The sequence below is a fragment of the Cytobacillus sp. FSL W8-0315 genome (assembly GCF_038002905.1).
Taxonomy (GTDB): domain Bacteria; phylum Bacillota; class Bacilli; order Bacillales; family Cytobacillaceae; genus Cytobacillus; species Cytobacillus pseudoceanisediminis.
The window spans coordinates 2113351-2133915 of record NZ_JBBOOC010000001.1 but is presented as its reverse complement, the minus strand read 5'-3'; the positions used below and the strand labels follow the sequence as shown (position 1 = coordinate 2133915).

22 protein-coding genes and 1 riboswitch are annotated in these 20565 nt (G+C 40.7%); of the genes, 2 read left to right on the top strand and 20 right to left on the bottom strand.

The annotated features are described in order from the left end of the window. Positions 1 to 61: 61 nt before the first annotated feature. The 19 genes from MKY20_RS10825 to MKY20_RS10735 all read right to left on the bottom strand — a co-directional run bounded on the left by MKY20_RS10825 (position 62) and on the right by MKY20_RS10735 (position 19078). A complete protein-coding gene (locus MKY20_RS10825; protein WP_009332794.1) occupies positions 62 to 646 on the bottom strand; it encodes an ECF transporter S component in 585 nt (194 codons plus the stop codon). A 162-nt stretch (positions 647 to 808) separates the two neighbouring features. After that, a riboswitch (FMN riboswitch) is annotated at positions 809 to 980 on the bottom strand. Positions 981 to 1111: 131 nt separating this feature from the next. Then, complete coding sequence (locus MKY20_RS10820) at positions 1112 to 1924, bottom strand: histidinol-phosphatase (RefSeq protein WP_071157041.1); 813 nt, start codon at positions 1922 to 1924, stop codon at positions 1112 to 1114. Positions 1925 to 1993: 69 nt separating this feature from the next. After that, positions 1994 to 2893 (bottom strand): LysM peptidoglycan-binding domain-containing protein, encoded by a 900-nt coding sequence (locus MKY20_RS10815; RefSeq protein WP_251266916.1) that lies wholly within the window; start codon positions 2891 to 2893, stop codon positions 1994 to 1996. Positions 2894 to 3111: 218 nt separating this feature from the next. Beyond that, complete coding sequence (locus MKY20_RS10810; protein ID WP_251175100.1) at positions 3112 to 4380, bottom strand: hypothetical protein; 1269 nt, start codon at positions 4378 to 4380, stop codon at positions 3112 to 3114. Then, positions 4355 to 4906, bottom strand: coding sequence for an RNA polymerase sigma factor SigX (gene sigX / locus MKY20_RS10805; protein WP_019380361.1), 552 nt, complete (start codon positions 4904 to 4906; stop codon positions 4355 to 4357). The genes MKY20_RS10810 and sigX overlap by 26 nt, the downstream gene beginning before the upstream one ends. Positions 4907 to 5160: 254 nt before the next feature. Next, entirely contained in the window at positions 5161 to 6945 is a 1785-nt protein-coding gene (locus MKY20_RS10800; protein WP_251175099.1) for an ATP-binding protein, read from the bottom strand. Then, a complete protein-coding gene (locus MKY20_RS10795) occupies positions 6942 to 7658 on the bottom strand; it encodes a response regulator transcription factor (RefSeq protein WP_019380359.1) in 717 nt (238 codons plus the stop codon). Before MKY20_RS10795 ends, MKY20_RS10800 begins: the two co-directional genes overlap by 4 nt. A 700-nt stretch (positions 7659 to 8358) precedes the next feature. Further along, a complete protein-coding gene (ccsB, locus tag MKY20_RS10790; protein WP_009332802.1) occupies positions 8359 to 9540 on the bottom strand; it encodes a c-type cytochrome biogenesis protein CcsB in 1182 nt (393 codons plus the stop codon). A gap of 12 nt (positions 9541 to 9552) precedes the next feature. Next, on the bottom strand, positions 9553 to 11184 hold the full coding sequence (resB, locus tag MKY20_RS10785; protein ID WP_251264360.1) for a cytochrome c biogenesis protein ResB: 1632 nt from the start codon (positions 11182 to 11184) through the stop codon (positions 9553 to 9555). A 19-nt stretch (positions 11185 to 11203) separates the two neighbouring features. Then, complete coding sequence (gene resA / locus MKY20_RS10780) at positions 11204 to 11728, bottom strand: thiol-disulfide oxidoreductase ResA (protein ID WP_019380357.1); 525 nt, start codon at positions 11726 to 11728, stop codon at positions 11204 to 11206. Positions 11729 to 11912: 184 nt separating this feature from the next. After that, the gene (rluB, locus tag MKY20_RS10775; RefSeq protein ID WP_019380356.1) at positions 11913 to 12638 is read right to left on the bottom strand and encodes a 23S rRNA pseudouridine(2605) synthase RluB; all 726 of its coding nucleotides are present in this window, start codon (positions 12636 to 12638) and stop codon (positions 11913 to 11915) included. A gap of 457 nt (positions 12639 to 13095) precedes the next feature. Then, a complete protein-coding gene (locus MKY20_RS10770) occupies positions 13096 to 13632 on the bottom strand; it encodes a spore maturation protein (protein WP_009332806.1) in 537 nt (178 codons plus the stop codon). A 7-nt stretch (positions 13633 to 13639) separates the two neighbouring features. Then, positions 13640 to 14227 carry a nucleoside recognition domain-containing protein gene (locus MKY20_RS10765; RefSeq protein WP_019380355.1) on the bottom strand — a complete coding sequence of 196 codons (588 nt, stop codon included), beginning with the start codon at positions 14225 to 14227 and terminating at the stop codon, positions 13640 to 13642. Then, positions 14220 to 15371 (bottom strand): D-alanyl-D-alanine carboxypeptidase family protein, encoded by a 1152-nt coding sequence (locus MKY20_RS10760; protein ID WP_341000960.1) that lies wholly within the window; start codon positions 15369 to 15371, stop codon positions 14220 to 14222. Before MKY20_RS10760 ends, MKY20_RS10765 begins: the two co-directional genes overlap by 8 nt. Positions 15372 to 15595: 224 nt before the next feature. Then, positions 15596 to 16486, bottom strand: a complete 891-nt coding sequence (locus MKY20_RS10755; protein WP_071157035.1) for a superoxide dismutase — start codon at positions 16484 to 16486, stop codon at positions 15596 to 15598. Between the two features lie 182 nt (positions 16487 to 16668). Next, positions 16669 to 17157 (bottom strand): YpuI family protein, encoded by a 489-nt coding sequence (locus tag MKY20_RS10750; protein WP_009332810.1) that lies wholly within the window; start codon positions 17155 to 17157, stop codon positions 16669 to 16671. A gap of 31 nt (positions 17158 to 17188) precedes the next feature. Further along, a complete protein-coding gene (locus MKY20_RS10745) occupies positions 17189 to 17608 on the bottom strand; it encodes a hypothetical protein (protein WP_019380351.1) in 420 nt (139 codons plus the stop codon). Positions 17609 to 17727: 119 nt separating this feature from the next. After that, the gene (gene scpB, locus MKY20_RS10740) at positions 17728 to 18315 is read right to left on the bottom strand and encodes an SMC-Scp complex subunit ScpB (RefSeq protein ID WP_071157033.1); all 588 of its coding nucleotides are present in this window, start codon (positions 18313 to 18315) and stop codon (positions 17728 to 17730) included. A gap of 1 nt (position 18316) precedes the next feature. Next, entirely contained in the window at positions 18317 to 19078 is a 762-nt protein-coding gene (locus tag MKY20_RS10735; RefSeq protein WP_009332813.1) for a segregation/condensation protein A, read from the bottom strand. A 211-nt stretch (positions 19079 to 19289) separates the two neighbouring features. Here MKY20_RS10735 and MKY20_RS10730 point away from each other — a divergent pair, with 211 nt between their 5' ends. Both MKY20_RS10730 and MKY20_RS10725 read left to right on the top strand, forming a co-directional pair. Further along, the gene (locus tag MKY20_RS10730; protein ID WP_019380349.1) at positions 19290 to 19388 is read left to right on the top strand and encodes a YjcZ family sporulation protein; all 99 of its coding nucleotides are present in this window, start codon (positions 19290 to 19292) and stop codon (positions 19386 to 19388) included. A gap of 197 nt (positions 19389 to 19585) precedes the next feature. After that, positions 19586 to 20107 carry a DUF309 domain-containing protein gene (locus MKY20_RS10725; protein ID WP_019380348.1) on the top strand — a complete coding sequence of 174 codons (522 nt, stop codon included), beginning with the start codon at positions 19586 to 19588 and terminating at the stop codon, positions 20105 to 20107. Positions 20108 to 20110: 3 nt separating this feature from the next. Here MKY20_RS10725 and MKY20_RS10720 read toward each other — a convergent pair whose 3' ends face one another. Then, a complete protein-coding gene (locus tag MKY20_RS10720; protein WP_019380347.1) occupies positions 20111 to 20485 on the bottom strand; it encodes a GNAT family N-acetyltransferase in 375 nt (124 codons plus the stop codon). Positions 20486 to 20565 lie beyond the last annotated feature (80 nt).

Sequence of the window (20565 nt, the reverse complement as noted above, 5' to 3'; positions counted from 1 at the left end):
TTAAATGGAGTGAATAGAAAAAGCAGCGGCACATTTGCCGCTGCTTTAAACTTATATATTATTAAGCTGCGCTTTTTATAACAGCCTGCTTCTCCACCCAAGTTCTCATGCGTGTAAAAATAAGCATGAAAACAAATGAAATGATTAAACCTTTTATAATATTGAATGGCAAAATCCCTGTCACAATCATAGTTCTCATTTCAGGTGCTGACATTGCAGGGAAGTTAAGGAAGAAAGTATATGCCGGCAGTATTACAAGGTAATTAAGCACACTCATTATGACAGCCATAACCATTGTGCCGATAACAAGTCCAAACGTCATGCCCTTTTTTGTTTTCAGCTTGCTGTACATATAGTAAGTCGGCAGGACGAACAAAATGCCTGCGGCAAAGTTTGCAATATGCCCAACAGGTACTCCTGTTGCACTCCCTGTCATGAAGTAGTCAAGAATATTCTTAATAAGTTCCACCAAAATCCCTGCTGCCGGCCCAAAAATTAACGCAGCGATTAATGCAGGAATATCACTGAAGTCAATCATCAGAAATTGCGGAAACGGCGGGATTGGAAAATTGAGAAGCATTAATACGTAAGAAATGCTGCTCAGCATTCCGATGGCAACCATGGTTTTGATATTAAGTTTTTTCATGTTCCTCTCTCCTTTTAAGGACTATCTCTCCTAAAGAAGAAAGGTTCAGCTAAGCAAATGTCTTCGCAATAAATAACCCTCAAGCTAATATAACTTGAGGGAGAGTTGCAAAGGCACGCTTAATAACGTTCAAAACCTGCATTTTTTGAACGTCTGCAGAACCTCCATCTTCTCCCATCCAGACTGTACTGTCGGCTTTGGAATCGCACCAAATCCTGCCCAAATTAACCGCAAAGGTTTCTCTTCAAAAACTCTGCTTTCAGGCTCGCGGGCTTAGAGTCAAGAATGACCCATCACCGCCGGTCGGGAATTTCACCCTGCCCCGAAGATAGACCGTATTTATTTATACAAATTAATTATACTGAAAAAAAGTTATTCTGTGAAGGGATATGTTTATTCTAACCGAGAGCCTTACAGATTTTTATCGATATAACAAAAAAAGACGGCAATATGCCATCCTTTATATTATCCAAGCGGAAATTCCTTTCTTTCTCCTTTTGAGAATGTCATGATGGACTGATACCCCACTTCTCTTGCAAGATCAATTGCTTTTTCAAAATCTGCACCTACATGTTCAGGAAAGTGTGCATCAGACGAAAGAACAATCGGGATATTTTTATCATAGCATTTCTGAAGAAGCCGTTTGTCCGGGTATAGTTCCCCCACTGGTTTTCGCAGACCAGCCGTGCTGATTTCAACACATGTCTTGGATTCTGCCAGCGCATTGGCTGCACGATCATATTGCTCCAGCAGGAATTCTTCGTCCTGGGGAACATATTTAAAAATTTTCACGAGGTCTAAATGGCCAACAATATCAAATAAATTTGACTGAGCCAGAGTGACCACCTGATCAAAGTACTTACGATATACATCATATAAATCCCTTTTGTCCCATTCTTTCCTAAATTCAGCCAGGTCTATGCCGAAATCTCCAACCCAATGAATGGATCCAATAACATAGTCAAAAGAATAACTATTTATAAACTTCGCCATTTCACGGTGTTTGCCTGGCGTGTAGTCCATTTCAATTGACATCTTCACATCTATGTCATTGCTCCACGCTTCATGAAAAACATTCACATAGTCTTTCATATCATAAAAGCGCCTTTCGTTTACCCATGAATTCTGCAGGATGTCTGCTGTCTGATAGAAATGATATGCATGCTCTGAGATTCCAAAAGATTCAATGCCTTTCCGGGCTGCAGCATCTGTGAATTTTCTTAAATAATCCAGGCTCAACGTGCCATTTTCGAGATGATTATGATAGTCTGTAAGCATTTCTCAAACTCCCCCAGTTTTTTTACCCATTATACTTTAAGGGAGTAAAGCGGTGCAATCATTTCTATTCTATTTTTTGCGAATGATTAGAATTTGTCCAATTTTTATTGTATCTGAATCAGCATTATTTAATTTTTTGATTGTTTCTGCCGTTGTATCATGCATTTTTGCTATAGAAGATAGAGTATCTCCCTGTTTAACAGTGTATTGTAAAGATTTCACGGGTTTTATCAATAGTTTTTGACCTGAAAAAATGTGATCAGGATTAATATTATTTAAATCCGCAATTTCCCCGGCCCGCAAATTATAGTGTGCAGCAATGGACCATAATGTTTCCCCTGTTTTAACTATATGGTAAGTTTCCTCGAAACCATTTTTTATTTTCCCTGACTCAAAATTAGATGGCCGTGCTGAAACTTCACGCGCATTTTCATCTTTCATCACTGCATTTACAGCTTGTCCAACTTCTCCCATCCCAAATGCAACAGAAGGGTCAACTGCATTTATTTTATCAGCTGTCCATGCCTGCGTATGTATTTCAAAATGGAGATGCACCCCTGAGGAGTCACCCGTGCTTCCCATCAGTCCGATTTTCTGTCCCAGCCCAACACTTTCTCCTTCAGCAGAAAAGCGTTTATCCAGATGGGCGTATACTGTTTCAGTTTGATTGTTATGTTTAATGAATATCACATTTCCATATGTTTGGGAATAATAAGACCTGGACACAATTCCTGCGTCAACAGCATAAACTGGAGACCCGGAATCTCCAGCTATATCAATGCCTTTATGCTGTCCTTCTCTTGTCCCAAACGTGTCTGTAATTACACCATCTGCAGGCCATACCCAATGCTCTGTCAGTTCCGGAATTTTTGGCTCGGCAGCTTTAGAATGCTTCCCTCCCAGAAATAACAGACTCACACAAAGAGCCATTATTCCTGCGATAAAGAAACGTCTTATGTAATCCTTCATTCTTTTCCTCCTATGTTGTCAGCTGAAATATCCGTACGAGTGCCTTTCAGTGACCGCACTCTCTTTCACCCTATGACAGCTTGTACTCTTTTAGAACAATTAATAATAAAGCTCTTAAAAGCACAGTTATTAGTATACTTCCAGCAGCATAGTTTTTATGCAGACCTGAGGGATTTTTATCCCTGAAAAAAGAAAAGGCAGCCACATTGGCCACCTCTCTAATTTGGCAAATCTCGTTTATTCGCTGCTATTGGTACTTTTAATTCTTCTGTAAGGTCAAACTTGCCTATTTTATCAACATCTGCATTTTCCAATTTAACCGTGTCAAAATCAAAGTCTTTTGCCGTCAGAAGTATTGCTTCAATCGCATGAAGTGTTGATTCATCATCAATTATTTCTGATTCATTATTAAAACGGATTAAGAGTTTGCCATCCTGTATTTCTTCTGTTTCAAAATCAATGTCTTCTGGTATGGATGCCTGTAAATTATTTTCAGTCCGGTTTTGCTTCATAGCTGTTAGAGCATCTTTTATAGAGTTGAGCTGCTCTCTTAGCGGGACCAGGAATGGTGTTGAATCTGCGCCATTTGGATATAAGAAATAATAAATTAAGTTACCATTGCTATTTTCCGGGATAAATTCCTCTCTATATCCGTAATGGCTAAATTCAATGCCGATTTCCCCTTCAGTCATGAGGTTAATCTTTTCAATATCAAGATTATTCATTATATTGGACAAGACCTTCTCTAAAAGTAATTCTGTCGTGGAAGACATACTATATGGATGATCCGCTGGCACATCAACAGTTAACATTTTATTTCCCTGATCATAGGTGAAATTTGCTTTCAGAGGATAGTAATCCTCTAAACCCCATTCATCTTCGGTCAGCCTGCCCATTGTGTCTTCAAATAATTCAAATTTCGTCCTGGCAGGATTTTCATCAACTAAAACACTGACGGGTACAATATTTTGTGCCGCCTGATCTGGAATCGCATAAGTCAGTACCTCTTTCCCTGCCAAATCTTCTTCATAAACGGCAGTAGGGCTAGATTCTGATGCAACCGTCTTCTGGCTTATCTCCTCATCATTTACTTCCGCTTCCGCTTCCGGCTCAGTGGACAGCTCTGCCTGGTCCTGTTCTTCTGAGCCTTTCTCTTGAGCAATTAATTCAGAGTCTTCCTCTTTTGCTTCCAGAAAAGTGTTATTTTCACTTGTTATTTGTTCAGATGAGGTTGATTGGTCCGCTTTCGATTCGACCTGCTTATCGGCAGACTCCTGCCAGCTCATAAGGTTTGGGACGAGAATAAAAAGCAGGAGCAATGCAGCAGCCGCTGCGATAGATGGCAGGATCCATGTTTTGTTTTTTTGCTTTCCCATCTTAATTTCGATGGCTTGATAAATGTCTCTCGGATCACGATCATCTTTAATTTTAGGCAACTGACTCAGCAATTCCTGAAGCTGCTCATCGCTCCACTTTGATTCCTTCATTATCCATTCCCTCCTTTACCTTAAAATCTTCCATATGTTTCTTAAGCACCTTTAAGGCACGATGCTGGGTTGTTTTAACCTTGCTTTCGGACCAGCCAAGTGCATCAGCTGTTTCATTAATGCTGAGTTCATGTATATATCTCATAATTATGACAAGCCTCTGGTCAATGGTGCATAAATCCAGACAGCGGTAGATCAGCTGAATTTCTTCTCTTTGCAGGGCAATTTCTTCCGGCAAGGGAAGTTCATCCTTTACCTCCTGAGTTGACCAGTCAAATTTCTCCATAATCCTTTGCTTCCAGCCCTTTTGCTTGCGAAAGGAATCTATGGCAACATTCCGCGCAATGGAAAAGAGCCATGTTTTTTCGCTGCTTTTCCCTTCAAACTTTTCATATGATTTTAATACTCTTATATAGACTTCCTGGACTAAATCCTCAGCCAGTTCCTTGTTTTTGACCATATAAAATAGAAATTGAAAAACGTCATGATGGTATTTTTTATAAAGATCATCAAAAACGGAGTCCATGGATTCCCCTCCCCGTTCAATAAAATAGTCGTTCTCTCTCTAAAAAAAGTTACAGTTTAACTATATTATTATTTTGCAGAAAAGCGCAAGAGCCTGTTTGGGTGCAGGATTACTCCCTTGCCTTCAAAAACGCCCGGCCTGTTGATTAGAACTATATTTCAAAAAAAAGGGAAGGAAACTTTATGCATCTCCTTCCCTAAGCCTATGACAAATTGTTTCCCGTGTATCAAGAACAATCGCCACATTTCTCGCCTTTATCCTTCATTTCGAGGGATAAAGATTGAAAATGTCGTACCGTGTCCGGTCTTGCTTTGAACGGTAATATGTCCTTTATGAGCTTCAATTATATTTTTTGCAATTGCAAGGCCAAGGCCAGTTCCAGATCGGCCTCTCGTTCTTGCTTTGTCCGCTTTATAAAAGCGTTCAAATACAAACGGCAGGTCTTCTTCAGGAATCCCTGAGCCAGAATCTCTCACTTCGATAAACAGTCCCCGTTCATCACTTCTCTCGAGCACTTTTACCTCTCCATTCTGAGGGGTATGCCGGATGGCATTATCAATCAGATTAGTCATAACCTGTTCAATTCTGTCCGGATCAATTTGAATAGGGACACCCTTGCTTTGCAGATCATGTTCCAGACTAATTTCCTTCTCTTTTGCCAGCCCCTGGAACTTCCTGATAATTCTTTGCAGATAGGAATTCACTTCAGTTTCTTCCATTGTCAGCTGAATATGTCCGGCTTCCATTCTGGCAAGGTCCAGCAATTCATTCACAAGCCGGCCCATTCTCAGGGATTCATCATAAATGACACTTGCCATCTCTTTTTTCTCTTCGTCCGTTCCGGCAATATCATCGACAATCGCTTCACTATATCCCTGCATCATAGAAATCGGCGTCCTTAATTCATGAGAAACATTCGCTATAAAATCGTTCCGGAGCTTATCAAGCTTACGCTCTTCCGTCATGTCCCTGATAACCGCAACCGCTCCTCTTATATATTTATTATTATAAAGAGGGCTTACGATTATCACCCAGGAACGTCCTTGTATAGAGATTTCTCCGATCTGCTCCTTCTCGGTATTAACAGCAAGCTGGAAAAGCTCCATGACTTTGGATGGCACTTCCTCTGTATTATTCTCAATGTCATCCAGTTCATAAAACCAGCTTTGCAAAAACCGCTCTGCAGGAGGATTTGTGATGAGGATCGTGCCATCCCGGTTGAAGGTGATTACCCCATCAGCCATCCCGCTTAGAATGCTTGCCAGCTGTTCTTTTTCCTGGCTTAGAGCATTCATATTGAATTTCAGCTGTCTGCCCATTTGATTAAAAGCCATGGCTAATTCGCCAACCTCATCATTAGTCAGGATCGGAACCTTTGTGTCGAATTTACCTCTTGCTACCTCAAAGGCAGCTTCTTTCATTTTTCTGAGCGGAGCATTAATTCTTGTCGATAAGAAAAATGCAAAGATGGTTGTTAGGATAATGGCAACTCCTGCAGCCAGCAAAATAAATTTAGTCGTTGAACGCAGTGTTTCATGCATGACTTCAATGGATTGATAAATAAAGACGGCCCCATTGCTGCTGTCCCCTTCAAGAGGGACCCCAATTATAAGAATCTTGCTGTCATCATCTGCGGCTACATCTGTGTACTCAGGATTAACGGATGTTACTTTTTTTACAGTCTTATCTTCCGTGAGGACTTCTTTTAAATCATCTTCCTCGGTGAGGTAGGAGATAGGGAGTTTTAATGAACCTGTATGATTTGGAGAATAGTAGTACTCTTTCGGCGAGTTAATAATGACTACTTTTGTAACATCGTCGACAAGTTCCCAGGAGATCTCCAAACCGACTTCACGATTATGCTCTTTTAAAATTCTGGTTATTTTATGGGCTGTATTTGATAATCCTTTCTCTGTTTCATTTATATGGTAATTTTCAAAAAACTCAAGCAGCATGACTGTTAAAATTAGCAGTACAAAGGAAACTAACAAAAGAATTGTGCCCCAAAGCTTACCTGCAACACTCCTAAAGAGCATCATTCATTAATAACCTCGAACTTGTAGCCCACTCCCCAAACAGTGACAATCATTCTGGCAGCCTGCTCAGAAACTTTATTTAATTTTTCACGCAAGCGCTTCACATGTGTATCGACAGTTCTTAAATCTCCGAAAAATTCATAGTGCCAAACTTCCTTAAGCAGCTGCTCCCTGTCAAAAACCTTATCCGGTGCCTTTGCCAGGAAATAGAGAAGTTCATATTCCTTTGGCGTTAAACTGACTTCTTTTCCATCAGCCAACACTTTGTGAGCGTCATTATCAATCGTTAGATGAGGAAAAACAATTACATCCTTTGCTGTTGTTTCTGTTTGAAGGTAGGTAGTTTTAGAAGACCTGCGCAATAATGCCTTCACTCGCAGCACAACTTCCCTCGGGCTGAAAGGCTTTACAATATAATCATCTGTGCCCACTTCAAATCCCTGTACGCGGTTAACTTCTTCCCCTTTGGCTGTCAGCATGATCACAGGAGTAGCTTTTTTCTCTCTCAGCTCTCTGCAGACTTCAATGCCGTCTTTGCCGGGCATCATTAAATCCAAAAGGATGACATCGTAATCATTTGCGAGAGCTTTTGACAAAGCCTGGTTTCCATTTTCCGCTTCATCAATCGAATAATTTTCACGCTCAAGGTACATCTTTAATAAACGGCGGATTCTTTCTTCATCATCCACTAGTAGAATTTTCACTTGGTTTTCCATTTTTCAAATCCCCCTAACGTTCAATAGAAATGGCTCTTCTCAAAAATCTATTTTAGCTAAAGAATTCTGCCCGTTGATTTCCGCTGCAGGCACTTAGCGACACACGGGGCTGCCTGGATTCTCCGACGCTTAGCGTCTGCGGGGTCTCCCCTGGTACGCTACTCCCGTAGGACGTTGAATGAGCTTCCTCGAAAGAACACCGCACGAAGAAAATGCGGATGCATATTCGAGGATCTCTCACCTTCCGCTCCAATCAAATCGCGGTGACACATAGTAAATATAGAGCAGAAAATCACAGAAGAATTATAGTTTTAATTAAAGCCTTCACTGTTGTGAAGTGAAGGCTTGTATGATTAATATCAGAATTATTATCTTTGAATTTTGAGAACTGTCTAACTCCAGCGCCTACCCCCTCGAGGTCACAAGCTTGTCTTGTTTCGGCTCCTAGGGACTCGGGGTCATAAGGCGTTTCCTTTCAGAAGGAAGAACGCCTTCTTACAGGAACCGTCTTATGCCTGAGGCCCGCAGGATGCGGGTCATGCAGACGTTGCCACAGGACGAGGCGATCTTAGTCTGCGTACGTTGATAGGGCAGTCGCCTCCACATTTCGAGTAATCCTCCCAAAAAGGCAAAGGACGCCTTTCCGGGAGGCCCGTCTTGTGCTTGTCGGGGGTGAGCAAGGCGGCTTCCGCTTTTCTTGTTATGATCCGGCGTAGGAGTGCAATCCTGCAATGACCAGGTTTACCGCAACCAGGTTAAACATGATAATGATAAATCCGATTACTGCAAGCCACGCAGACTTTTCACCATGCCAGCCCTTTGAAAGGCGAAGGTGAAGATAGGCAGCATAAAATAGGAAGGTAATAAGTGCCCATACTTCCTTTGGATCCCATCCCCAGAAACGAGTCCAGGCGATTTGTGCCCATATCATGGCAAATATCAACGCTCCGAGCGTAAATACCGGAAATCCGATTAATACTGAACGGTAGCCGATCTCATCAACCAAATCCAGATTAATATTTTTAGCAAGCGGCTGAAGCGCAGCTCCAACTCTTTTTCGGAGAATCAATCTTAATGCAAGATATAAAATGATACCTGAAGCCAATGACCATATAACTGTATTTAATTTTTTTGCATTAATAATTGCAGGCATTTCTGCCAGCGGTTCAAATTTCCCTTCCGTAATCAGCTTTCCTTCGTTAGGACCTGTTAAAGCGGGCATATGATACTCAAGCACATCTTCCTGTCCGTTTTTATCAACCCAGTTAAATTCGGCCTTGTAGCCGGAAGCTGAAAAGCTTGAGCTTATAATAATAAAGCCAAGTGTACAAACCAAGCCAAACATAACGGCTTCTAGCCAGAATCTCTGTTTGCTTTGCTTTGATTGATCGACTGATTTAACCAAATAGATAATTCCTGCAGCAAAGCTGACAGCTAAAATAGCCTGTCCAACTGCTGCAGTTGTAACGTGAATATGAAGCCAATCACTCTGCAGAGCCGGGATCAGGGGTGAAACTTCCCGCGGAAACATACTTGCATAAGCGATCATAAGCAAAGCAACAGGAAGCGTAAAGACTCCTAAAATAGGTGTTTTATAAATTAAATAAATCACTATAAAAGCACCTACAAGCGACATTCCAAAGAATGTTGTAAATTCAAATAAATTGCTGACAGGCGCATGCCCGGCTGCAATCCATCTCGTAATAAAGTAGCCCAACTGTGCAGCAAACCCGATAATGGTAATCCATAATCCGATTGCCGCCCATTTGTTTGGCCCTTTGTTTGTATTTTTCTTATCCTTTATGGAGCCAGCAAAAAAGACAGTAGCAATTAAATAGAGGATAAAAGCTGTGTATAGTAAATTGCTGCTTATTGTAACCACTCAGATTCCTCCTTAGCCTTTCTTTTCACTTTGATTTTGCAGCTGGTCTTCCGGCACCTTAATTCCGGTTCCGTCCAATGCTGCCTCTATTTCCCTTTTAAGTCCATGCCAGTTTTTGTTAGTGTGTCCGGCTACCCATACTTCTCCATTGACACGGCGCAGCCAGATTCTTCGATGGTTCCAATAAGACCCCTGTGCAACACCTATCATGAAAATAACACCGCCCAATGCAATAATCCATAGGGTTAAATCTTTTCGGACAGTCAGAGCCGATACATTTTTAGTATCTATGCCTTTAAATGCCATCTTATATTCATTATCACCAAAAGGTTCAATTGTCTGTCTGATTGCAACGAAGCTAATTTCGCCATCTGGCTTATCCGGAGTAAACATTTTAAAAACAAAGGCAGGATTATTAGGAACTCTGGACTTTGTTATCGGTTCCCCATTTTCATCAAATTCAAAATCAGGAAAATAGCTGACAACTTCAGCTTTATAGCCATTTCCAAGATCATATACATCCTGAGGATCGTTCAGGTCGACTGTTAAATCACCATATTCTTCACCCGTTTTTTTATTGGTCAGGGCAAAGGACATTTTGTTAAGCTCATTAAGCTTGTAATCTACTTGGTATAATGCAAATTTTTCAAACTTCAGAGGGTTATTTACCTTAATTTCAAAATCCTTAACTTTCTCGAGATCAGCCTCTTCCCCTGCAACTGTATCTCCCTGTTTTTTATAAAGAGTCACATTGGACTGATAATTTTTTGCTACCATTCCTGCTTTATCGATCGCTTCTTCAAACACTTCTTTATCTTTCTCTTTATCGTACATTTCAAGGATGAAGCCATCATTTTTAAGGTAGTATTCTCCATTGGTTTCAGGAATGACCTTTGTCTCGCCTTCCCGGATCCAGAGTATTTTGTCAACGTACATGCCTGGTACAAAACGCAGCATTCCGCCGATTAAAAATATGATAAGCCCTACATGGTTAACGTATGGGCCCCATCTTGAAAAACGTCCCTTCTCGGCAAGGATGTTTCCATTCTCTTCTCTGATGCTGTATTTCTTTGATTTTAATTTTTCTTTTGCCATAGTAAATGCCTGATCAGTGTCTTCTGCCTGTGAAACCCCAAAAACCCGCTGGCGCTGGAGATAGCTTTCATGACGGCTTACCCTCTGTTTTTTTAGAGCCCTGTACAAAGGGATTACCCTATCCAGACTGCATATTACAAGCGATATGCCGATTGAGGCAATCAAAATCAAATACCACCATGAGCTGTAAAGGTTATGGAATCCTAAATCATAGTATAATTTGCCTATCCATCCATATTGATCTTCGTAATATTCTTCAGCAGGCATGATCGGCGGAATATACATTTCCTGAGGGAGAATCGTTCCTAGGGCTGAAGCAATCAGCGTTATGACAATCAGCCAGACTCCAACCTTTACAGACGAGAAGAAATTCCATATTTTATCAATTATGGTTTTGTTATAGGTTTGCGAACGGCGTGCACTACCTTCATACCGCATATCCAGAAGTTTCTTATCTTTTTCTTTTTCTTCCAATACCTTGCCGCATGACTCACATAGTATCGTTCCTATGGGATTTACATGGCCGCAGTCGCATTTTACTTCTTTCATATATAAAACTCCCCGTAACTTATGGTTTAATCTGTTCCATATAGTTCTTGATTGTATCTTCAGTCAACTCTCCTGTAATATACTTGACTACCTTCCCGTCTTTATCGATAAGGAAAGTTGCAGGAAGAGGATTAATCCCGTAAGCTGATTGAACCTGGGTATTCTTATCAATGACAATCGGGAAAGATAAATCGTAACGCTCAGAAAATTTATTAACTGCCAAATCTGTTTCTCCTACATTGACAGCCAAAACCTGAACACCCTCATCTTTAAATTGTTTGTATTGGTTGTTCATATATGGCATTTCTTTCTCACAGGGCTTGCACCATGTTCCCCAAAAGTTCAGGAAAACACCCTGGCCTTCATAATCTGATAACCGGTGTTTATTTCCATCCATGTCTGTCAAAACGAAATCAGGTGCCTTTTCTCCTACAGCAACCTTTTGAATCTTGTCTTTCGTAAAATTAGCGTATAGCGTATATGCCACGGCAGCACCAAGGACAAGCAATATGACTGTTCTCATTACCAGACGCTGCTTCTTCATAAAAAACTTCCCTCCTAAGGCATCCTTTTCAGATCAAAAATCGTACCTTTAATACGTTAATATGTAACATATGGAAAAAGAATTTAGCCTCATAGCTGTTTACTATTATAGCATTTTTCATCATACCTATATTGTTAACAAATTATCGTAACTGTGACACTTCTATGAATTTTTATTGTGCTCACTATTTCTTCTTCATAGCAAGTGCCCGCAGCTGTTTAACTTCATGGGCAGTAAGTTCTCTCGCATCTCCCGCTGATAAACCCTGCAAAGTAAGATAGCCGTATCTCTCCCTCTTCAGTTTCAGAACAGGATGGCCAATGGCTTCAAACATCCTTCTAACCTGGCGATTTCGTCCTTCATGGATGCTGATTTCCACAATGGCTGTCTGTTTTTTCTTATCCATTGATAAAAGTTTGGTTTTAGCAGGCGCTGTTTTTCCATCTTCGAGGACCACTCCTCTTTGAAGGCTTCTCATGCTTTCTTTTGAAGGGATGCCTTTTATCTTGGCAACGTAGACTTTTTCAATCTCATTGCTTGGGTGCATTAAAAGATTTGCAAATTCCCCGTCATTGGTAAGAATGAGAATTCCGGATGTATCGTAATCCAATCTGCCAACAGGGTAAATTCTTTGTTTGATTCCTTCAAAGAAATCCGTGACGACTTTTCTGCCTTTATCATCGGAAACGGCAGAAATTACTCCTCTTGGCTTATAGAGAAGGAAATAAACGGGCTCCTCTCTCTCAACTGGAATTCCATCCACTTCAATCCGATCTGAAGGAGAGACCTTAACTCCCAGTTCCTTCACTGTTTTTCCATTAACCTTTACACGGCCTTCAGCCATTAGCTCTTCCGCTTTTCTTCGCGAAGCAAACCCAGCATGGGCAATAACCTTCTGCAATCTTTCCATATATGTCACCTCAAAGTTTTATTAACAGTATTTCATACTTTTTCACTCCTACTGAATTATGACATAATTCGTCAAGTTTTCAAAGCAAACCATAGTTAAAACAGCTTGCATCAGAAATAGTCTGTAATTACTGAATGTTGGAATTTAGATAAAAATAAAAAAAGACACCTAATTAGGTATCTTTTAATTAATAGGATGTTTTGTTTTTAAACTGATATCCGCTGATTTCCGCTGCGGCTAGTGAATCCGCAGAGAGGAACGATAGCCTCCTCACGCCGGACATTGGATTTTCTTCTGTGAATTTACACCGCACGAAGAAAATACGAATGCATTTTCGAGGATCAAGTGCTCTCCAGTCCAATCAGCCCGATGGTTAAACTTCGTTTGCAGTTAAATAGCAACAACCTGACTCATCGTTAAGACCCTATATTAAACGCCTTTTATTTTCCATTCTGTTTTACATATTTCCAAAAACAAGTGTTACAATCACTATGGAGGCAATGATGCCTGCCAAATCGGCTAAGAGTCCGACTTTGAGGGCATCTCCCATTTTTTTGATTCCTACCGCCCCAAAGTAGACCGTCAGTACATAAAAAGTTGTATCTGTACTGCCCTGAAGCACTGAGGCAAGTCTGCCTATGAACGAGTCGGGACCATGGACAGCGATTAAATCACTGGTCATTCCCAGAGCTGCAGTACCAGAGATCGGACGGATAATAGCCAGGGGCACGATATCAGGAGGTACTCCAAGGGCATCTAGTCCGGGCCTGATCAGATCCATAAAATACTCCAGAGCGCCGGAAGCCCTGAAGACCGATATGGCTACAAGCATGCCGACAAGAAACGGAATGATGGATACAGCAATTTTTATGCCTTCTTTTCCGCCTTCAGTAAAGCTTTCATAGGTAGGAACTTTCTTAAATGTTCCATATATTAATATAAATCCTATTAAAATAGGAATTAACCAAAGGGAAACAGCTGACACAATCTCCATCCTAACCTCATCCTTTACGCGTTCTTCGATAATAGAAATAACGGTCAATCATTATTGCGGCCAATGTTGAACAGAATGTAGCCACTAAAGTGGGACCTACAATATCAGTTGGCGAGGCGGAATTATAATTCATCCGTATTGCAATCACGGTTGTAGGAATTAAAGTAAGACTTGAAGTATTGATGGCCAGAAAGGTAATCATAGAGCGGCTCGCTTCATTTTTGCCCCCATTCAATTGCTTCAGCTCTTCCATAGCTTTTATACCGAGCGGGGTAGCTGCGTTTCCAAGACCGAACATATTGGCCATCATGTTTGACAGCATATATCCCATCGCCGGGTGATCACCCGGCACCTCTGGAAATAGCCTTTTCACAAGAGGCCGGAATAAGGAAGCAAGCTTCTTCAGCAATCCGGCATCCTCTGCAATTCTCATCATTCCCAGCCAAAAAACGAGTATGCTGATTAGACCGATACATAACGTGACCGCTTCTTTTGCACCATTGAAAATGGCTTCGTTCACTTCGTTTATGGTGCCATTTATCATGGCAAAGACAATGCCTATAGCGGTAAGCATTACCCAAATGATATTAACCATTGATCTTCACTCCCGCAATGGAGGTAAAAAGACCCTTAAAGTATTCTAAAAGCGATTTATCTTCTTTTGCTTTATCATGCTTGTAATATAAAGGAAGTTTTTTAACAGGCTGATCTTCAAAATACACTGTTGCCTGTCCTATGACTTCAGGCATTGTCCGGCTGTCTTTCCACTCTGTTTCAGGTTTCTGCAGCTCTATATTAATCTTAAACTTGTCTTTTTCCTCTTTTAAAACAGGGTAGTGGTAGGGATGCTTTAAATAAACTTTGCCTTTATAATATTCTTCATCAATATCATCTATAATTCCCTCGGGCAGGACTTCCACAATTTCATAGGTTTTAAAAGCTTTCTCATACATATTAATATGGTCATTCCAGTCATCGGGTCCGTTTAAGGTTACTGCAATCAGATTAAGGCTGCCTTTGGATGCTGTTGTAACAAGAGTTCTTTTTGCCCTTTTTGTATATCCTGTTTTTCCCCCGGTGCAATACTCATATAATTCAGTCAGGAGCCTATTTTTATTTTTCCACACCCTGTCCCAGCTTTCATTCGGATTTGGTGCTCTGTGCACCTTTGTACCAGCAATCTTTTGGTATGTCTCATTATTCATTGCATACCTGGTCAGCAAAGCCATATCATACGCTGTCGAATAATGGTCTTCATGATCATCCAGACCATGGGGATTTGCGAAATGTGTGTTCTTCATGCCAATCTCTTCAGCTTTCTTATTCATTAAAAAGCCGAATCCTTCAAGACTTCCGCCAACATGCTCTGCGATTGCAACAGCAGAGTCATTGCCTGAACGAAGCATGAGTCCATAGACCAGATCTTCAAGCTTAATTTTTTCGCCTGCCTTTAGATAAATCGAGGAGCCTTCCGCTCTGACAGCACGCTCACTTACTTTAACCATGTCGTCCATTTTTCCGGACTCTATAGCCAGAATTGCTGTCATTATTTTTGTAATACTTGCTATTCTCCTCACTTCATTTGCATCTTTCTGGTAAAGGATACGGCCAGAATCCTGCTCCATTAATATGGCACTCCGGGCACTTACTGAAACAGACGCTTCTGCCTTCTGAGGAATATTCATCACCATCAACGCGGTGGCCAAAACCATGGCCATCAGCCTTCTAAACCATTTCATTGCACAAAACCCCGTCTCCTTTGTGGAATGTCAAATTGAGCGAAATACAGGATCCCCCCGCAGAGAGGAGCTCCATGTTTTTCATTTATTTGTACAAGTTTATGCAGGACAAGTAGTGATATGACTATTAAGTTTGACTTGTCAGGCGGCTTTGGAAAAGGCTTGTCCATCAAAAATGAGGGGAATACTCTTGGTACTCCCCTTTTTCTTATTTCTTCTCCTATTTAGAACGGCTTCCATTTTAACTCAGATGCTTTTAAATACCTGTCTTCTACATCCTTCCAGTTGACAACATTCCACCAACTTTTCACATAATCTCCACGATTATTTTTATATTGCAGATAATATGCATGTTCCCATACATCTAAAACCAGCAATGGGATCGTATCCCACTGGGTTAAGAGCATATGTCTTTCCGACTGAAGTATTTCGAGTCTGCGCGCTCTTGGCGACCAGACCAGTATTGCCCAGCCTACGCCCTCTACCTGTTTGGCTGCTTCAGTGAAATGGTTTTTGAACCTCTCAAAGCTCCCAAAGTATTTGTTAATTTCTTTGAGGAGTGCCCCAGAAGGTTTTCCTCCGCCCTCAGGGCTCATATTATTCCAGAATATCGTATGCAAATAATGGCCCGATCCATGAAAGGCGAGTTCACGGGACCAGTGTTTTACGAGACTGTAGTCATTATTGTCTCTCGCATTTTGAAGCATCACTTCTGCTTTATTCAATCCATCCACATAAGATTGATGATGCTTATCATGATGCAGTCTCATAATTTCACCTGAGATATGCGGTTCAAGTGCACTGTAATCATAAGGGAGCGGAGGCAAAAAGTGCTTACCCGCAGAAATGTACGGTTCATTGATATAGATATTTCCAAGCTGCTGTCTATTAGTAAAATAATTCTCCATATCGGAATGAAGAGTATCTACGTGTTCCTGCAGCTTTTCGAGGGCTTCAATATCGAGGGGACCGTTTATTCCATCCATAATTTCGGTAAAATGATCCAGCCTTTGCCACAGTTCATTGTTTTGTTCAACATCCTCCGAGTCTAAGAAATCTCTTAGCTCTTTGTTCCATTTTGTAACTTCCTTGATGTAATCTTCCATTTTACTCATACAATCCCTCACTCACTTCTTTTTATAGCTCACTTTCTATTTGTATGAGTGGAAGTTTGTACGTTTTCCAAAGAAAATTGGAAACCTGCATATAAAGTGAAACTTCAATCTTTTACTGCCCGCTAGACTGCAGTAAACCCGCCCACAAAAAAAGAACAGCCGCCTGCTGTTCTTCAACATTCCTATTTTGATTGAATCATTTTTGTCCGGTAGTCGGTTTCGTAATATTCAAGTTCCTCCCGAATCCGCTGGAACTCTCCTTCCAGCTGCCTGAACATTGTTTTTAGGCTGTCAGGAACTTCCTCGTGGAATTGGATTGAGTTTTTTCCAGTATATGCTGAACGGCTATTCTCAAACCAGGCATCATTTTTCGGAGAGAAAAACTCTTCAATGCATTGATGGTAAATCCGATATAATGTCTTTTCGGCAGCCCCCTTTTGGAAGGGTTCACTTTTTAAAATGATCGTGCAGGTATCAAGCCCTTCTTCACAATAAACCAGGAGTTTTCTGACATGTGAAAGAATGCTTTTATAATAATTCACATTTCCCTGTTTTTCTGTTTCAAGATCTTTAATCGTTGTATTATTTAAGAAATCTTCAAAAGCGGCAACGCTATTACCGAGGAAATTTTTCACATCTTCCATTTGTGATTTAACGATTGAATTCCCCATCCATTACACCCCCGTATTTATACACTGGCTATTACTGCGGTTGAACAATAAAATCTAAAGGTGATCGCAGGTCAAAGGATTTTTTATTCTCCAGCGCTTCAAAAATGGATGGAAGCTTGGAAAAGTCCAGATCCTGAAAATAGGATGCAAAATCAGCCTTTGAGTTAAGATAAATTCGTTTACGATGCCTAAAACCCGGGTTCTTTAATAAACATGAAAGAGCAACAAGATCCTTGAACTGCACCTCTCTCGAACCAGCAATGAAGACCGGGTCCTGTTCATAGGGTGTGAACTCATTCATGGATTCATCAAAGAAACGGACATATAAAACATGAAAAGTTTTCTCCTGCCCATCTTCTTCGAACACAATCTCGCTTCTGTTAAAAAAGTCTTCCGAAGTGTTCGGCTTTTCTTTTTCAAGCTCGTATCCAATGCAATGTTTAATCAGCAAGCAAAACCCTCCTATTTCCCCCGACGGTTTTAAGATGATATGTATGACAGCTGTTTTAAAAGGAAAGGGAAAAATATAAATCTATTTTACCACACTTCCTATGTAATGTGTCAGAAAACTCAAGAATCTAGCTCCTGGAACTTCTCAAAGAATAAATCTGCCTCTTCCTGGAAGGAATCCTCTTCTTCACTAACCTTATCGGGGAGCGGCGGAAGCTCTTCTATGCTTTTAAGGCCAAAATAATCAAGGAATTCTTTAGTCGTTCCATACAGGTAGGCCCGCCCTGTTCCTTCTGCCCGTCCAACTTCTTTAATCAGTACTTTTGCCGATAATGTCTGAAGAGGCCTCTCTGTCTTGACTCCCCTTATCTCTTCAATCTCTGTCCTTGTAATAGGCTGTCTGTAAGCAATGATTGCCAATGTCTCGAGTGCCGCCTGAGATAAGGAAGCGGACGATGGAGATTCTACCAGCTTTTTTAAATACGCAGAAAACTCTTTTTTCGTAACCAGCTGAAAAGTCCCTGCCAGTTCAACCACCATAATTCCGCGGCTGCTATTGCTGTAGTCTTCAATAAGGCTGTCCATGATTTCACGGGCCTGAAGTTCTTCCACCTCCAGAACATGGGCAATTTGCTTTAGGGATAAGCCTTCATCACCGGCTGCAAACAGAAGGCTTTCAGCAATTCCTTTCCAATTAATAATCTCCATACTATTTGTCTCCTTCCATGGACGCTACAAAGATATCCGAGAAGTTTCTGTCCTGCTCGACCTGTATTTCTTTGCGCTTGATTAACTCCAGCACCGCCAAGAAAGTAACCACTATATGTTCTCTGTCTGATATTGGAAAAAGGTCGGTGAATTTTTTCCTCCCCTTAAAATTCCTTAATTGGTCCACAATTTCAGACATCCGCTTCTCTATGGGAATCTCCTGACGGGCAACTTTCGCAGAAAGCGGCCTTTGCAGTTTCTTCCTTCTTAATAACTTTTGCAGAGCACCAAGCATATCATAAAGACTTACATTCAAATCAGCTTTTTCCTGCTGAGAATCATTCACATATTCTGAAAGGTCTGCAGGCGGCTTTGTATACATTAAACTTCTATCCTGTTCGCGCTCCTTAAGCTCTTCTGCAGCTTCCTTATATTTACGGTATTCAATCAGCCGTTCTACAAGTTCATCTCTTGGATCTTCCTCCATTTCCATTCCAAATTCATCCTCCAGCTCTTCCTCTTCATGCTTTGGCAGGAGCATTTTGCTTTTAATAGCCAGCAGTGTAGCTGCCATCACAAGATATTCGCTTGCTACGTCAAGCTGGAGCTCTTTCATTGTATGTATATAAATGAGGTATTGCTCGGTTATTTCTGATACAGGAATGTCATAGATATCGATTTCCAGCCGATTGATAAGATGAAGAAGGAGATCCAGCGGCCCCTCGAACGCATCTATTTTTACGTTATAATGATCATATTGCATAAATACCCACCAAATTTTCCTAATATTGATTCCGTTAAACGCCAAAAGACTATATCTAGTATAGATTATTCATTAATGTTATCCAATAGAAAAATAACCCTGATGTCCGGAATGCCCCCAATTTCATTTTCAAATTTTTTTGATGCGCCCAATCATTCAGGCAATTGCCTACATACGATGTATGGAAATAAAGATACAGGAGGTATTTTGAATGTCTAATTCTGGATTTGGAGATTGCGGAACCGGGTTTGCTTTAATTGTAGTGTTGTTCATCCTTTTAATTATTGTAGGAGCTTCCTGGTGCTTCTAAATTGTTGCGTTAAATACAGTAAATAACAAATTCAGCACTTTGCTGGCTGGACCTGAACAAGGATTGCCTTTCAGAGACCAGCCAGAAGCGCCAAAATATACGTGTTCAAAAGCCCGGTTAAATCGCCGGGTTTTTATTTTTCTGATAACCGCTTCTCCTATGTTAAAATAAAGAAAGAATTGTCAAGGAGTGAAAGTATGTATCCTGATGCATATATCGAGTTCATGGTCCATTTTCATGGTGACCGTGATTATTTTGAATGTCACGAAATACTGGAGGAATACTGGAAGAATACAGATCGAAACAATAAAAGTTCTACATGGGTTGGGCTAATTCTCATGGCAGTTTCTTTTTATCATCATCGCAGAGAAAATAATAATGGTGCCGAACGTACTCTCCGCAAAGGAATCGGCATATTGGAGTGCAGTCCTGCAGATTTGACGGCACTGGGACTTAATGCAGATCAATTGATGAAAGACCTTAAGGACAGGCTCGAGCTGATACAAAAAGGCGGTAAGTACACGAGCGTTAATTTGCCAATAACAGACCACTTGCTTAAGGAAAAATGCATGGATGTTTGCTCCTCCAAGGGATTTGCCTGGTGCTCTGACAGCATTCTACTGGATAAAGAAATTGTTCACCGCCATAAAAGAAGAGATAGAACAATGGTCATTAAAGAGAGACTGGATGCCCTGAATCAGAAAAAAAGGCAGGAATAATAATTATTCGCTGCCTTTTTCTTTATTTTCATTATTGATATCACACTTGTTCAAAAAAGCTTCCGTTTCATCAGTTGCAGTTAACGTTTTGCCAGGGTATAGTTCATCCAATGCTTTTATCATTGTTTTGCCTATCCCTTGATGCCGGTGTGACGGGTTAACAGAGATATGCTGAATCTCCATGGTCTGATCACTTGATGTAACCCCAACCAGCCCAATTATATCTTCGTCTTCCTTCCACAAAAACAGCTGCCAATTTTCTTCTGATTCATATTGCTTCATCGTCTGCTGCAGCCTTTTCAGGTCTTTTTCATTAGGCATGAAAGATAAAAGACCCATTGCAATTTTTTCAAATGATTTTTTATATCGAATTAGCATATTAATCCCTCATTATTTGAATAAAAACATCATAACTATTTTTCCCACTTTTTAATATTTATAAACTTACCATAACAGTA

Coding starts and splice junctions, on each gene's coding strand:
- scpB (WP_071157033.1), bottom strand. CDS start 18,315: ATGGAGATTATTAATTGGAAAGGAATTGCTGAAAGCCTTCTGTTTGCA.
- resA (WP_019380357.1), bottom strand. CDS start 11,728: ATGAAGAAGCAGCGTCTGGTAATGAGAACAGTCATATTGCTTGTCCTT.
- MKY20_RS10720 (WP_019380347.1), bottom strand. CDS start 20,485: ATGCTAATTCGATATAAAAAATCATTTGAAAAAATTGCAATGGGTCTT.
- MKY20_RS10810 (WP_251175100.1), bottom strand. CDS start 4,380: ATGAAGGAATCAAAGTGGAGCGATGAGCAGCTTCAGGAATTGCTGAGT.
- MKY20_RS10750 (WP_009332810.1), bottom strand. CDS start 17,157: ATGGGGAATTCAATCGTTAAATCACAAATGGAAGATGTGAAAAATTTC.
- MKY20_RS10800 (WP_251175099.1), bottom strand. CDS start 6,945: ATGATGCTCTTTAGGAGTGTTGCAGGTAAGCTTTGGGGCACAATTCTT.
- MKY20_RS10730 (WP_019380349.1), top strand. CDS start 19,290: ATGTCTAATTCTGGATTTGGAGATTGCGGAACCGGGTTTGCTTTAATT.
- MKY20_RS10820 (WP_071157041.1), bottom strand. CDS start 1,924: ATGCTTACAGACTATCATAATCATCTCGAAAATGGCACGTTGAGCCTG.
- MKY20_RS10725 (WP_019380348.1), top strand. CDS start 19,586: ATGTATCCTGATGCATATATCGAGTTCATGGTCCATTTTCATGGTGAC.
- MKY20_RS10765 (WP_019380355.1), bottom strand. CDS start 14,227: ATGGTTAATATCATTTGGGTAATGCTTACCGCTATAGGCATTGTCTTT.
- MKY20_RS10825 (WP_009332794.1), bottom strand. CDS start 646: ATGAAAAAACTTAATATCAAAACCATGGTTGCCATCGGAATGCTGAGC.
- MKY20_RS10735 (WP_009332813.1), bottom strand. CDS start 19,078: ATGCAATATGATCATTATAACGTAAAAATAGATGCGTTCGAGGGGCCG.
- MKY20_RS10795 (WP_019380359.1), bottom strand. CDS start 7,658: ATGGAAAACCAAGTGAAAATTCTACTAGTGGATGATGAAGAAAGAATC.
- MKY20_RS10760 (WP_341000960.1), bottom strand. CDS start 15,371: ATGAAATGGTTTAGAAGGCTGATGGCCATGGTTTTGGCCACCGCGTTG.
- resB (WP_251264360.1), bottom strand. CDS start 11,184: ATGAAAGAAGTAAAATGCGACTGCGGCCATGTAAATCCCATAGGAACG.
- MKY20_RS10755 (WP_071157035.1), bottom strand. CDS start 16,486: ATGAGTAAAATGGAAGATTACATCAAGGAAGTTACAAAATGGAACAAA.
- MKY20_RS10815 (WP_251266916.1), bottom strand. CDS start 2,893: ATGAAGGATTACATAAGACGTTTCTTTATCGCAGGAATAATGGCTCTT.
- MKY20_RS10770 (WP_009332806.1), bottom strand. CDS start 13,632: ATGGAGATTGTGTCAGCTGTTTCCCTTTGGTTAATTCCTATTTTAATA.
- sigX (WP_019380361.1), bottom strand. CDS start 4,906: ATGGACTCCGTTTTTGATGATCTTTATAAAAAATACCATCATGACGTT.
- rluB (WP_019380356.1), bottom strand. CDS start 12,638: ATGGAAAGATTGCAGAAGGTTATTGCCCATGCTGGGTTTGCTTCGCGA.